General features: G+C 34.6%; 12 protein-coding genes and 1 tRNA gene. 1 reads left to right on the top strand and 12 read right to left on the bottom strand.

What is annotated here, in order from left to right; all coding sequences use genetic code 11:
- Window positions 1-49 precede the first annotated feature (49 nt).
- The 11 genes from NQ558_RS06885 to NQ558_RS06835 form a co-directional block, all read right to left on the bottom strand.
- Window positions 50-1,234 (bottom strand): acetyl-CoA C-acetyltransferase, encoded by a 1,185-nt coding sequence (locus NQ558_RS06885; protein ID WP_005363805.1) that lies wholly within the window; start codon window positions 1,232-1,234, stop codon window positions 50-52.
- 287 nt (window positions 1,235-1,521) lie between these two features.
- Window positions 1,522-2,406 (bottom strand): DUF975 family protein, encoded by an 885-nt coding sequence (locus NQ558_RS06880; RefSeq protein WP_005363802.1) that lies wholly within the window; start codon window positions 2,404-2,406, stop codon window positions 1,522-1,524.
- 18 nt (window positions 2,407-2,424) lie between these two features.
- On the bottom strand, window positions 2,425-3,489 hold the full coding sequence (locus NQ558_RS06875) for a branched-chain amino acid aminotransferase (protein WP_256279249.1): 1,065 nt from the start codon (window positions 3,487-3,489) through the stop codon (window positions 2,425-2,427).
- 50 nt (window positions 3,490-3,539) lie between these two features.
- On the bottom strand, window positions 3,540-5,339 hold the full coding sequence (locus NQ558_RS06870; protein WP_040447363.1) for an ABC-2 family transporter permease: 1,800 nt from the start codon (window positions 5,337-5,339) through the stop codon (window positions 3,540-3,542).
- Window positions 5,329-6,213 (bottom strand): ABC transporter ATP-binding protein, encoded by an 885-nt coding sequence (locus tag NQ558_RS06865; RefSeq protein ID WP_005363788.1) that lies wholly within the window; start codon window positions 6,211-6,213, stop codon window positions 5,329-5,331. Before NQ558_RS06865 ends, NQ558_RS06870 begins: the two co-directional genes overlap by 11 nt.
- Window positions 6,210-6,584 (bottom strand): GntR family transcriptional regulator, encoded by a 375-nt coding sequence (locus NQ558_RS06860; protein ID WP_005363785.1) that lies wholly within the window; start codon window positions 6,582-6,584, stop codon window positions 6,210-6,212. The genes NQ558_RS06865 and NQ558_RS06860 overlap by 4 nt, the downstream gene beginning before the upstream one ends.
- A 361-nt stretch (window positions 6,585-6,945) precedes the next feature.
- Window positions 6,946-7,167: a phosphopantetheine-binding protein gene (locus NQ558_RS06855; RefSeq protein ID WP_005363783.1), complete on the bottom strand. Its 222-nt coding sequence runs from the start codon at window positions 7,165-7,167 to the stop codon at window positions 6,946-6,948.
- A gap of 184 nt (window positions 7,168-7,351) precedes the next feature.
- On the bottom strand, window positions 7,352-9,319 hold the full coding sequence (ligA, locus tag NQ558_RS06850) for an NAD-dependent DNA ligase LigA (RefSeq protein WP_005363780.1): 1,968 nt from the start codon (window positions 9,317-9,319) through the stop codon (window positions 7,352-7,354).
- A 69-nt stretch (window positions 9,320-9,388) separates the two neighbouring features.
- On the bottom strand, window positions 9,389-10,126 hold the full coding sequence (gene rluF, locus NQ558_RS06845; RefSeq protein ID WP_005363778.1) for a 23S rRNA pseudouridine(2604) synthase RluF: 738 nt from the start codon (window positions 10,124-10,126) through the stop codon (window positions 9,389-9,391).
- Window positions 10,127-10,220: 94 nt separating this feature from the next.
- A complete protein-coding gene (locus tag NQ558_RS06840; protein WP_050750992.1) occupies window positions 10,221-10,835 on the bottom strand; it encodes a thiamine diphosphokinase in 615 nt (204 codons plus the stop codon).
- A gap of 26 nt (window positions 10,836-10,861) precedes the next feature.
- Window positions 10,862-11,797: a hypothetical protein gene (locus NQ558_RS06835; protein ID WP_215724377.1), complete on the bottom strand. Its 936-nt coding sequence runs from the start codon at window positions 11,795-11,797 to the stop codon at window positions 10,862-10,864.
- A 242-nt stretch (window positions 11,798-12,039) separates the two neighbouring features.
- On the opposite strand from NQ558_RS06835, the gene NQ558_RS06830 reads away from it, so the two are divergent.
- A tRNA-Arg gene (locus NQ558_RS06830) sits at window positions 12,040-12,111 on the top strand.
- A gap of 335 nt (window positions 12,112-12,446) precedes the next feature.
- On the opposite strand, the gene NQ558_RS06825 is transcribed toward NQ558_RS06830, so the two are convergent.
- Window positions 12,447-13,439, bottom strand: coding sequence for a DUF5688 family protein (locus NQ558_RS06825; protein ID WP_005363767.1), 993 nt, complete (start codon window positions 13,437-13,439; stop codon window positions 12,447-12,449).
- Window positions 13,440-13,675: the final 236 nt, after the last annotated feature.

The raw sequence follows: 13,675 nt of genomic DNA, 5'->3' as shown, positions 1-13,675 counted from the left end.
ACACCATAAAAGCTGGCAGTTTCACTACCAGCCCTGGTTATATTTAAAATTAGTCACGTTCAACGATTGTAGTACATCCCATTCCGCCACCGATACATAAAGTAGCAAGACCCTTCTTAGCGTCTCTCTTCTGCATTTCGTGAAGTAATGTTACAAGAATACGACAACCTGATGCACCTACTGGATGACCAAGAGCAATAGCACCACCGTTTACGTTTACTTTGCTCATATCGAACTTTAAGTCTCTAGCTACTGCTACTGACTGAGCTGCGAAAGCTTCGTTAGCTTCGATTAAGTCCATATCATCAATTGTCATATTAGCTTTTGCTAATGCTTTCTTAGTTGAAGCTACAGGTCCAACACCCATAATTGATGGATCAACACCACCAAGTGCTCCTGTTACGAATGTAGCCATTGGCTTAACACCTAATTCTTTAGCTTTTTCTTCGCTCATAACTACAACTGCTGCTGCACCATCATTGATACCTGAAGCATTACCTGCTGTAACAACACCATCAGGCTTACCTGAACAACATCTTAACTTGCTAAGTGATTCAGCTGTTGTTCCAGCTCTTGGGCCTTCATCTGTATCTACGATAACTGTCTGTTTTCTCTGTTTTACTTCTACAGGAACGATTTCATCTTTGAACTTACCTTCAGCCATAGCCTTTTCACATTTCTGCTGTGAGTTAGCTGAGAAAGCATCTAATTCTTCTCTTGTAATTCCCCACTGTTCAGCTACGTTTTCAGCTGTAATCATCATGTGGTAGTGATTGAATGCATCTGTTAATGCATCGTTAACCATTGTATCAACAAGTGTACCATTGTTCATTCTGTAACCGAATCTAGCCTGTGGTAAAGCATATGGAGCCATTGACATGTTTTCCATACCACCTGCAACAACGATATCAGCATCTCCTGCCTGAATCATCTGTGCAGCCATGTTTACACAGTTAAGACCTGAACCACATACAACGTTAACTGTAACTGCTGGTGTTTCAATTGGAAGTCCTGCCTTAAGTGCTGCCTGACGTGCTACGTTCTGTCCAAGTCCTGCCTGGATAACACATCCCATATATACGTGATCAACCTGATCAGCTGGAACACCTGCTCTGTTAAGAGCTTCCTTAATAACAATAGATCCTAAAACTGGTGCTGGAGTTGTGCTTAATGCTCCACCCATTTTTCCAATAGCTGTACGGCATGCGCCTGCGATAACTACTTTCTTTGACATAATATAAATCCTCCGTGATTTTTTTGATATGTTAACAGGTTTTATGTATAATTTCACCTGCTTGCTCACATACTCTCATAATACCATTTTTACTATTTCACCGCAAGAAAAAACAGATGACTTTTCTGTTACAATTTTGTAAAATTCCCACTTCTAGTAATAATATTATTAAGATTGTTATAATTTTAACAAATTATAATATCTTTGTCTAGTACAATATAAAAAAAAAATGGCGAAAACCGCCATTTTTTTTATTTTATTAGTTATTTCATTACTTTTACTTAATTTTATACTTGCGTATAACCTGAAAAATCATTCTGATTAAAATTCTGGTTGTTATCCTGATTATATGTTGAATTATGTCTTTCTGCTCTAATCTGACATAATTTTACATAAAGTTCAACGTTAGTTAACTGAACATAAGGATTAACAAAGAATACTCCAGGTAAACCAAGTGCTAATGCACCTACAAAATTCCAAAGTATGAATGATAAGTCCAGTACAAATGCATTAAACTTATTTCCATCCATTAATTCCTTGCTTATTGCAAAAGCTTCCTGTTTTGACATATTAGGATTCTCGGCCAACAAATATGGAATCATACTATATTCATACGCCTTGATAATTCCCGGTATTATAAACAACAGACTCCAAAGTGTTGTGTACAAACCCTTGCAAAACATAATCTTAGCAGTGTTAAAATATCCATTTCTAAATGAATTTAACAATTCTCCCATTGGTGGATTAGATGTTCTGTTTAAAATATACCATCTGTAACATCCAACCTGTAAAGGTGCTAGTAAGAAAATGGAAATTAAAAGACCAACAACTATTCCTACTGCTACAGCAATTCCCAACATTGCCCATACTGATCCGGGTATATTCTTCAGTCGGTCATAAATTCTAAGATATGTCTGATATTCTGAACCATACAATGAACTGTTTCCAATGTTCAATATTTCATCATTTGACCATTCATCATAACTTGAAACACCGGAAAAATCCTGATCAATTGACCAATCTGTTGACTGATTATTTGAAATTCTTCTTGTTATTGTGTTTGTTGCACCACCAAGAATAATTGTCAAAATAAGTGTTACTAAAACTGCCTTCCAATAGTTCCCGAAAAAAATCTTTTTAGCATTTGCTTTTAAATCTGCTCTATTCCACATACTCTATCCTATCTTTAATTATTTAATTTCGTAAATCCATCCTTCAGGAGCTTCAATTCTACCCATCTGAATTCCTGTTAATGTATCGTAAAGTTTCTTTGTTATAGGTCCCATTTCTTCCATTCCACTTGGGAAGCAAATTTCTTTGCCATGGTCATTAATCTTTCCTACTGGTGAGATTACTGCTGCTGTACCGCAAAGGCCACATTCTGCGAAATCTTTAACTTCATCAAAGTAAACTTCTCTTTCTTCAACTTTAAGTCCTAAATAATGTTCTGCAACATACATTAATGAACGTCTTGTAATTGATGGAAGAATACTGTTTGACTTAGGTGTAACTACTGTATTATCTTTTGTAACAAAAATAAAGTTAGCTCCACCTGTTTCTTCTACCTTAGTTCTTGTTGCTGCATCTAAGTACATATTTTCATCAAAACCTTCTGCGTGAGCTGTAACGATTGCATGTAAACTCATTGCATAGTTAAGACCTGCTTTAATATGACCTGTTCCGTGAGGTGCTGCTCTATCAAAATCACTTACCTTAATTGTGATAGGCTTAGCGCCACCCTTAAAGTAAGGTCCTACAGGCGTTGTAAATACTCTAAACTGATATTCTTCAGCCGGCTTTACACCTATAACTGATGAACTACCAAACATGTAAGGTCTAATATATAATGTAGCACCTGAACCATATGGTGGTACATAAGCTAAGTTAGCTTTTACTGTTTCTTCAATTGCTTTTACAAATCTATCCTGAGGGAAGACCGGCATTTCAAGTCTCTTAGCTGAATCTTCCATTCTCTTTGCATTTAAGTCAGGTCTGAACACTACTACACGTCCATCTTCTGTTGTGTAAGCTTTCATTCCTTCAAAACATGTCTGTGCATACTGTAATACACCTGCACATTCACTGATAACAACTGTTGCATCGTCAGTTAACTGACCGTCATCCCATTTACCATCTTTAAAGTTAGACACAAATCTCTTATCTGTCTGAACATAACCAAAACCTATATTGGCCCAATCAATATTTTTCTTGTCCATAATTCTATCCTCCGTGTGATATTTTTTTAGCCAGCATATCGAATAATAGGCTTTTCGTCCTTCACTCGGTCGCTTTCTCTAATATACTACTATTCTTCCAGCTTCGCAAGTACTCCGCTGTCATTAAGAACCTTAAGTGCATTTTTATATTCGCTGTAAATATTTACACTTATCTCTGTTCCATTTCTATAATTATAGTTTTCTCCACTATCAGTATAGTTAAGATCTATACTATAATCATATTCGTCTTTTTTTATCTTTTTCACATTATTAAGGTCTTTAATAAGTGCCACTACCAGTTTTTTGTTTAAATCTTTATCTGTACTGCTATATCCGCCGTTTTGCATATCCTGAATATAACAACTTGACAAATATTTAACCGGTATCTTTGTAATCATAGTCAAATCATTTGCTACCAAATCCTTAACATTCTCATCCTGACTAACCGGCACTTCACCTCTTCTATACTGTCTTGTGATTATTTTTCCGCTTTTAAGCTTATATTTGATAATTATCCCCGTAGAACTAATTGTATTCTCATATTCATCTTCATCCGAAACAGAACCATAATCATCATCAGACTGTCGTGTCAGTGCATAAAAACCATGGTGTTTTTTAGCCTTGCACTTGTTAATAATTTCTTTATGCAATTCAAGAGTCTTCTTGATTCTTTTCGCGTCGCCTTGATATGAATTAACAATATCTTTGCCGTTAATAATAAAATAGTCTCTGTCTGCTTCCTTTACAATAACGCTCTCAACTTCTGACTCTTTAGGAATTGTAGTGTCATATCCAAGACCTCCGGTTGCAATAATCACTATAAAAATCCCTGTTGTAACAAAAACAACCAGACTTTCCACTAAGCTACTTTTAAACATTGACAATCCTCTGTGAAATGCCAAATGAAGTAAAATATTAGAAGTAAATATTCCAATAATAATTCCAACAACAAGCCAAATATAAGATGCCAAAACACTGCTGTAAATATTTCCAAGCTGTGACATTATAAAGCCAATGGCAAGTCCACATGTAAAGCATGTTAAAAACTTTATAATTATTTCAACAATTGCGAATGCAAATCCGTTCTGAGCTGTTTCAGCTTTTCTCTTTTTGCACAAATGATAGCAAACGATTGTGACAACTATTATAAATCCAATCCACCATATTGTATGTAATGCCAAACCGTCTCCAAAAGCAGATGTAAAGAATGCCATAATTGGACAAAGTAACGTATAAAGTGATGACGGCAGGTCTTTTTGTCCAACTCCCGGTAAAATTTCTCCTGGATAATAGCTACATAAAAATACGGCTATAGGATAGCACACGTTAATTGCCCCATAACAAATTATAACATCAATAGTTGTTCCACAACAAAGAGAGATGATTGCTATAAAACATATGTTGCCAATTAATACTAAGCACAATAAACCTATTGTTGAAGCTCCATCTATAAAGGCTTTATGTGCAAATGATAAAATCATACCTATTAAACCAATAACTATAACAGGTATCAATGTTGAAAATATAACTGAGGCAAACCTTGAAAAAAACAATGTTCTTCTGCTTACCGGAAAGCTGCCAAATAAGTCAACACATCTCTTATTATGCATGTACGAAAATGCAATTAAGGATATTACAATTGAATATCCTATTGCAATTGCCGCAAACAAAGTGGACGGTATAAGCACTCCATAAGTCTGCATTCTGTCTACATAATAATTATACTTCCCATCTGCAGATATGCTGGTAATCATTATAAATATTTCTGCCAAAGGATAGGCTAGAAATAACAAAATCCAATATGCTATGGAAACTGAAAGATATTTTCTATTAGTCCATTTAAATAATGCTATTGCCTTAGATTTATTACTTAAGCTATTATTTTCCATATCCTGCGCCCTCCATTTCATTAATAAATACTTCCTCTAATGTGGAAGGCATAGTTTCTATAAACACAGGGTTTAATGAATTAAGTTTTTCCATAATTTCGTCTATATCTCCTCGTGCCATTACGCTAAAGTAGTTTCCAACCTGACTTATAATCTGAACATTCATTTCTGTAAGTGTTTTTACACTTGGACTATTCTTAAAAGCCATCTGAATTTTATGTATTTTATTTTTAAGGCTATCTGTTTCCTCATTAGTCAAAAGTGAACCATCATGCAACATTACAATTCGGTCACATATGTCATCAATCTCTCTTAAATTATGAGATGCAATAATACATGTCATATTTCTGTCTGTCACATCTTGAATAATAAGTGTCTTAAGCGTTTTTCTTATAAGTGGATCCAAACCGTCAAAAATTTCATCTAAGAACAAATATTTAGGTTTTGCTGCAAAAGCAAGAATAAGTGATGCCTGTCGCTGCATTCCTTTACTCATATTTATAATTTTCTTTTTTCTTTCAATTGGAAACATTTCACATAATTCTTCAAATCTCTGCTGGTCCCATGTGGAATAAATATTTTTCAATAATTTCCCCATATTCTCAACTGTGCTGTCGTTAAAGAAAAACGGATAATCCGCAATATAATAACAACGCTCTTTTATTTTATGATTATCGAATGCAGGCTCTCCATCTATTATAACCTGACCCTCATCTGGTTCATAAACACCTGATAACGTCCTTAATAACGTACTCTTTCCACTTCCATTACTACCTGCCAATCCAAAAATTGTGCCTTCGCTAATAGAACAATTCATTCTATTTAGGGCTACATTTGAATCAAATTTTTTAGTCAAATTCTTAATTTCTATCATTCTGTGTCTACTCCCTCTATTATCTGTTCTATCATATTCACTATTTCTTCTTTTGTGACACCTTTTTTATACGCTTTCTTCAAGGCACTTTTCAGTTCCTGCCTTGCGGCAATTTTTTCAGCCTCATCCTGACACAACTTATCTGATACAAAACTTCCACGTCCAACTGTAGAATATATATACCCATCAGCTTCAAGCATCTTATATGCTTTCGACACTGTGTTAGGATTAATTCCAAGCTCTGTCGCCAAAACACGCACAGGTGGTAATTTGGTATTGCTTTTTAACACTCCAAGAGATGCCAGTCTTACAACATCATCGTAAAGTTGCTGATATACCGGCGTTCTTGATTGAAAATTAACAGTAAGCATATTCTTTCCCCTTCGCTATAATTGTACTACTACAACTAATACAATTATTATAGTATCTGCAACAGGAAAAAAAGTCAAGTGAATAAATACTAGAAATTAGGACGCGTACCTCAAAAAACGAAGTTTTTAAAATATCGGGGTACATCTACCACAAATTCAATCATATATTGTACAAAATCAGTTGGATTTTAGATGTGTGTTCCCCGCAAATATGACTTTTGAAATTTTGCACAAAAATAAGTAGTACTACCAATTGGTCATACTCCTTATTTATCGCAAATCGCCCATAAAAGTTTGATAGCTATATGTTTGTCTTCAAACTTTTATGAGCGATTTTTTAATTTCTTAATTCTTTGAAGTTCTACTGCAACCTTTCTAGCAATTCGATTATTGTGTCAACACTGTAGAAGTTGTCTTCATTTCTATCGTCATATGGAATATCGATGTCGAAGTGGTCTTCAAGTCTTGCTATTAACTCCATTAATTGTTTTGATTCTAAAAATTCTGCTATGCTCATGTCTTCATCGTCCGGGTCTAACAGTGGATTGATGTCGCATAAAATTTCTACTATATCATTTCTCATAACTAACTCCTCCTGAAATACTTATTTAGAAATTTAATACTATTCATACATAGGATAAAAATATAACTTTCATATCTGTTTTCTGTCAGGTTTGTTTTGTTTTATTTATATTATTTTTCATCTGACTTTATATCTGATTATTCTGCCAACTTTTATCCTTGTATCATATTTACCATATTATGACCTACTGTTCAATATCTTTACACCATCTTTCTAAAAAAACTTCTTCCGTAACAATTTCCACACCTAATTGTTTGGCTTTTTTGTTTTTAGAAGATGCTGACATTGCATCATTGTTTATAAGATAATTAGTCTTAGCTGAAACTGAGCCTGTAACCTTTCCGCCATGCTTTTCAATATACGACTTTAGTTCATTACGGTTAGCAAAATGTTCCACTGAACCTGTTATTACAAAAGTCAAACCATCCATGTTCTGAGGAGTTGTATTTTCTTCCGGTTCTGCAATATTTACTTCTTTAAGAAGATTATCAAGTTTTTTGATATTGTCTTCGTCTGCAAAATACTGACAGAACTTCTCTGCCATTATTTCACCTATACCATCTATTTCAATCAACTCTTCAACACTTGCATTTCTTATTTTTTCAATGTTATTGTTAAACGCCTTGCAAATAAGCTTGGCATTGGCTGAACCAATATTTGGAATACCCAAGCTATAAATCAACGCTGAAAGTTCAACATTTCTGGCTTTTTCCACTGAATCCATAAGATTATCATATGATTTCTGTCCAAATCCCGGTGTTGCAACTATTTCTTCATAATATCTGTCCAAATGGAAAATATCTGCAAATTCCTTAATGTAGCCCGCGTCAATAAACTTCTCCAAAGTTTCCTCTGATAATCCGTCAATGTTCATTCCGTTTCTTGACACAAACAAAGTAAATAACTTAACGTGTTTAGCCGGACACTGGCTGTTAGGGCAATAAAGTGTCTTTATTCCATTCTCTGCCTTCACTTCAGTTGCATGACCACATACAGGGCATTCCTTAGGCAAATCATCTATTCCGCTCTTTGTTAGATTCTCTGAAATCTGTGGAATAATCATATTAGCCTTGTAAACTTTAATTCTGTCACCGGAGCCAAGTTCTAATTCTTCCATAATACTAATATTATGCACACTTGCCCTGCTTACTGTTGTTCCTTCAAGTTCAACCGGTTCAAAAACTGCTACAGGATTAATAAGTCCTGTTCGACTTGGACTCCATTCAATATATTTAAGCGTAGTTTCTGCCTGTTCATCTTCCCATTTAAAAGCAATTCCGTTTCGCGGAAACTTGGCTGTAGTTCCAAGTGACAAACCATATTCAATATCATCAAACATAAGAACCAATCCGTCAGAAGGATAATCGTAAGTCTGAATTTTTCCAGCAAAATATTTTACTGCATCCTCCATTGAATTTCTTGTTACAACCCTGTACTCAACAACTTGAAATCCCTGACTTTCCATCCATTTGTACTGCTGCTCAATTGAATTGTCAAAGTCCACATCATCTGCATTAATAAGTGCAAACGCTACAAAATTAACATTTCGCTCTGCCGTAACCTGACTATTTAACTGGCGCACTGAACCTGAGCACAAATTTCTAGGATTCTTATACTTAGAATCTGCATCTTCAATCTCTCTGTTAATCTGTTCAAAGTCAGAATATTTAATTATTGCTTCCCCTCTAAGAGTAAGTCTGCCCTTATAAGGTATTGAAATCGGTATATTCTTAAATGTTTTTGCATTGTTTGTTATTACTTCTCCAACCAATCCGTTGCCACGTGTTACAGCCTTTACAAGTTCTCCATTTTCATAAGTAAGAACAACTGTCAAGCCGTCCATTTTCCAAGACAGAAGACACTTTCTGTCTCCTGCAAAATCTGCCAATGCTCCAACTTCTTTAGTCTTATCAAGGGAAAGCATAGGGCTGTTGTGTTGCTCCTTTGGCAACTGACTGACAACCTGATAACCTACGTTAACTGTAGGGCTGTTAGACAACACCATACCTGTTTCTTTCTCTAAGCCAACCAATTCATCATACAACTTATCATATTCAAAGTTAGTCATTATCTCATTGGCTTCCTGATAATATGCCTTGTTAGCTTTATTCAATAATTCTACAAGATCTTTAATTCTTTCTGACTTATCCATTATATCCACCTAACCTAAAATTAATTTTCTATAATTTTATTCTTTAATCTTTTTGAACCTTTGTTAAAATCAATTAAAATTTCTCATTAATTCTTTTAATTCACTGTCGGTAACCTTTCTATATTGTCCCACAGGAAGATTACCCAATTCAATGTTCATTATTCTTATTCTTTTCAACTTCTGAACATTATATCCAAGCTCTCCGCACATTCTTCTAATCTGTCTATTTAACCCTTGAGTTAAAACAATATTAAAAACATGCTTCTTCACCTTAGTTACCTTACACGGTCTTGTTACCTGATCAAGAATTCGTACACCTGTTGACATTTTCTTAATAAAATCGTCTGTTACCGGCTTATCAACTGTAACAACATACTCTTTCTCGTGATAATTTGAGCCTTTCAATATGTTATTAACAATTGAACCGTCGTTAGTCAAAAGTATTAACCCCTGAGAGTTCTTATCCAACCTTCCAATAGGATAAACTCTCTTATCAAAATTAATAAAATCCACTATATTGTCCGGGTTATTTAAATCTGTGGTACATTCAATTCCAACAGGTTTATTTAGTGCTATAAGAATCTGTTCTTCTTCTCTTGAAATATTCTTACCTTTAACCATTATACTATCATTGATGGTCACTTTTTGTCCCATCACTGCAGTTTTTCCGTTAACTTTTACAACGCCCTGCTCCACAAGTCTGTCTGCTTCCCTTCTGGAACAATATCCTGCATCACTTAAAAATTTATTCAATCTAATCTGTTCGTCCGCTGACTTTTTTTCTTTTAATCTAATATTTTGTTCCATTTTTACACCAATTCAATATTTTATAATGTTCATTTTTAATTGATTGTTTTCAAACATATTAAGTAGTTAAACAATTTTTATACTTTATATGTTTTTATTTTGCCGCAATAACAAGCAGGCTTCCACTTTCCACTGAAATTCTGACTTTTTTACCGATAAAAGAATTACTTACGGCTGTAGGATTGTCCATTGTCAAAGTTACATTCTCTGCCTGATATTTTCCACCTTTTATTGTAACACCTTTAGCGTCTCCTCCAAAAGCAAAAACAGACAAATCTGCTCCGTCTTTTCCTTTTATTTCCAGTGTATCATTTGTAATCATAAAATAAACGTGATTTTTGTCTGTCATTTTGATTTTCACATTTTGCTTAGATGCCCAAAGCATTGTCTGAAAATTTGCCACCGTATGATCTATTCGTCCACCTGTGCCACCAAAAATCTCTATTTCATTGTAACCTGATTCTACGGCTCTTTCCACTGATAGCATCATGTCTGTGTCATCTTTTTCGACCTTGTGAACCTCTATGTTTTTTCCATCGGGCACGTAGCCTAAAGAATCAAAATCACCTAAAATAAAATCCGGCTGTATTCCCAACTTTTCAAGAGTAGCAAGTCCACCGTCTGCCGCTATAACATATTCATCTTTTTCTTTAGAAAAGTTGGTGCCGGAATTATCTCCGGCACCAACTATATAACATTTCTTATTCAACTATTAATCTCCTTAAGACCTTGGTCTTATTTAATTCTTGCCTCAGCTGTTGTTGTAGGTGCTTCTGTAGGCTTAGCTGTTGTGGCCTTCTGAATAACTGCAGGCTTAGTTGTGGCAGCCTGTTTAGTTGCCTGTGTTGTCTTCTGTTCCGGCTTAGCAGTTGCCGGCTGTGTAGTTGCCTGAGTAGCTTTCTGAGCTGCTGTAGTTGTTTCCTCTTTTTTTCCTGTGAGAGCATCAAGGAACTTCTTTAAGTTAGCATCTGACTTTTCAGCCTCCAAAAGTTCTTTCTGAACATCTGAAATTAATTTCTGAACGTCAGCATCTTTTGAAACCTTTGAAATATAATCTTTTATTTCATCACTCCACTTATTATGAATGTAAACATTTCCTGTTTTTGCATCTCTAATTACATAATATGTTGTAAGGCTTGGTACTTTAGTTGAAATGTTCTTGTATTCTGTCTGGTAGTATGCGTAAACAACATAAGTGTTGTCATAAGGACCATTCTTTGTATAACATTCAACTTCTGAATAGCTTGTAATGTACTTCTTCTGTGCTATATCACTTTCGCTAAGGTCTCCAATATTGTCAACGTATCTTGCAAGAATATCTAATCTCTTCTGTGAATCTTCAACTAAATATGCGTTAAGATAATTGTTTACAACGTCAGTAATTTCATCATATTTGTCATCTTCAAGTGGATTCTCCACATTGCTCTTCTTACTAGCTGATGAAGACTTGCCGGCAAGCTTGCTAATTGCAAAAACTGCTCCCACTACAACTACAACTGCCAAAACAATGGCAATGATAATGTCAAATCTTATCTGTTTTCTTTTCTTTTTTTTCTTTTTATTTTTTTTGTCTTTATTAGATGGCTCTTTAGGCTCCACGTGATACGCTGCCGCTTCTTCAAGCATCTGGTCTATTTCTGAACTTGTTAACTTCTTCTCTTCAGTTTCCACTTTAATTCTCCTTACCCTATATTTAATCTTTTCTTTTTGTACTCAAAAATAATTCCCCATTAGTTTATCAAATATCATTTATAAATTCAACTTTAGTTTTTAGCCAACTATAAACTTGCAATAAACTAACTGACATTTTCAATGATATTTACTATGATATATTTTAAATTTAATTGCACTGACATTGTTCTACATATCTTCTTATTGATACCTTAGTCCATTTAATGTATAATTAAGAAGTTGTACCTGTAGTATAATGGATAGAACGTCGTCCTCCGGAGACGAAAATGCGGGTTCGATTCCCGCCAGGTGCGTACTTGTCATAAGGAGGGACTAGGCGTAGTTGGGAGGATTCCTTAATAAGTGTCAATTACGTGTGGCACAACCTTTTCATTCCACGATACGTAATTAAACATAATGCAAAAAAGCTGCACTCCAACAACCATTGTGTGTTGCCAAAGCCACAGCTTTTTCATTTTCGAAGTTGTTTTCTAATAAGCTTAGATGTTAAGACACATAAATCTTGACTACACGAATATTCGCATATTATTAAGCTTACACTCCACTTTTATACTTATATCCGAGTGTGTTCCAATGTCTTCCACATCTGCATAACCACAGATTCAATAAGCCATTTTTCAACATAATCCTAGTATATTATCTCTTCCAGTTCTCTCTTATATTGATAAACATGGTTAGACAATACATCTATGGAATCAACTTCTCTTTCATTTACTTCTTCCACCATCAGATTCATTTCTTCCACAGACATCTGTTCTCCCAGAATTAATATCACTTCGTGGACTGAACTTGGAATAATGTAGAAATCACTGTTGTGTTCTCTTGCAAATTCCTTTAAAACTCCCGGATATGTAATGCATGCAGCGCCGAAGTTACGTGATGTATTAGTCAGCACATACATATCCATTTCTGCCTGTGCTCGCATTTTATCAACTTCTTCTTTTATCATTTGGCGAACATTATCAATACTAAATTCACCATAACTGATTTCTTCTGAAATTAATCCGTCCTCGTCATCATCTTCTGATGTAACCTGCCCCAAAACGATTTCAGATATAATATCTTCCATCTTCTTAATTTCAGGCGGGTATTCCTTCCAAGTATTCTTTATTGCCGTTCTTCTTAACTCCTCCTTACTAATCCCCCACTTTTCAACATAAGCATTCTGAATTGCTATTGTCCCCTGCTCCTTCTCATTGCCCATAATCGAAACGAAAAACACAATTGCCATATCCAAAAATTTAAAATGTGGCATTGTTTTTAACGCCTGTCTGTTCATTTCGTAATTAACAAGCTTATAATAGATTTTGTCCTTTACTTTCGAAAAATCAGAAAACTGATTCACATCAAAAGTAAATCTTTTTGTACCTTCAGAATAAATCATAAAGATTTCTCTGCCTATGTTTTCGATACTTCTTCCTTTCTTATAATCCAAATAATAATCTCTCAGGTAAATTGTCGGTGTAGCCAACTGTCCCTCTTTAAAAATGCTTATAGTCTTTCTTCGAACATTGTTATTCTTAGTAACCGTTCTTACAACTGTTCTCACGTCATCAAAAGACTCTCTTGCTATATTTTCTACTTCCCACTTTACCTGTTCTATAAACTGTTCGTATGTCATGAATGTATCCCCCTGACATTATGCGACATTATAGAATATGTAGTCGATGTATTCATTATAAAATTCCACTATATGTTTTTCAAGTGTCAAATTGTTTGTATAACTAATATTTATTGTTTGTAGATATAGTAAGGTATAAAAAACTCAACTCCTCATTTTTTAGGTTACACTAGAAACAGAAATTTATAACTCAGATTATACTTAAAGCAGAAACTTTTCGCTCAGATTACACTCAT

Source organism: Eubacterium ventriosum, assembly GCF_025150745.1.
Taxonomy (GTDB): Bacteria; Bacillota; Clostridia; order Lachnospirales; family Lachnospiraceae; genus Eubacterium_G; species Eubacterium_G ventriosum.
The sequence above is the reverse complement of the archived record's forward strand: the minus strand, read 5'-3'. Positions and strand labels throughout refer to the sequence as shown.

Bases quoted from the DNA above. Each gene is read 5' to 3' on its own strand.
- NQ558_RS06885 (WP_005363805.1), bottom strand. From the start codon at position 1,234: ATGTCAAAGAAAGTAGTTATCGCAGGCGCATGCCGTACAGCTATTGGA.
- NQ558_RS06880 (WP_005363802.1), bottom strand. From the start codon at position 2,406: ATGTGGAATAGAGCAGATTTAAAAGCAAATGCTAAAAAGATTTTTTTC.
- NQ558_RS06870 (WP_040447363.1), bottom strand. From the start codon at position 5,339: ATGGAAAATAATAGCTTAAGTAATAAATCTAAGGCAATAGCATTATTT.
- NQ558_RS06865 (WP_005363788.1), bottom strand. From the start codon at position 6,213: ATGATAGAAATTAAGAATTTGACTAAAAAATTTGATTCAAATGTAGCC.
- NQ558_RS06860 (WP_005363785.1), bottom strand. From the start codon at position 6,584: ATGCTTACTGTTAATTTTCAATCAAGAACGCCGGTATATCAGCAACTT.
- NQ558_RS06855 (WP_005363783.1), bottom strand. From the start codon at position 7,167: ATGAGAAATGATATAGTAGAAATTTTATGCGACATCAATCCACTGTTA.
- ligA (WP_005363780.1), bottom strand. From the start codon at position 9,319: ATGGATAAGTCAGAAAGAATTAAAGATCTTGTAGAATTATTGAATAAA.
- rluF (WP_005363778.1), bottom strand. From the start codon at position 10,126: ATGGAACAAAATATTAGATTAAAAGAAAAAAAGTCAGCGGACGAACAG.
- NQ558_RS06825 (WP_005363767.1), bottom strand. From the start codon at position 13,439: ATGACATACGAACAGTTTATAGAACAGGTAAAGTGGGAAGTAGAAAAT.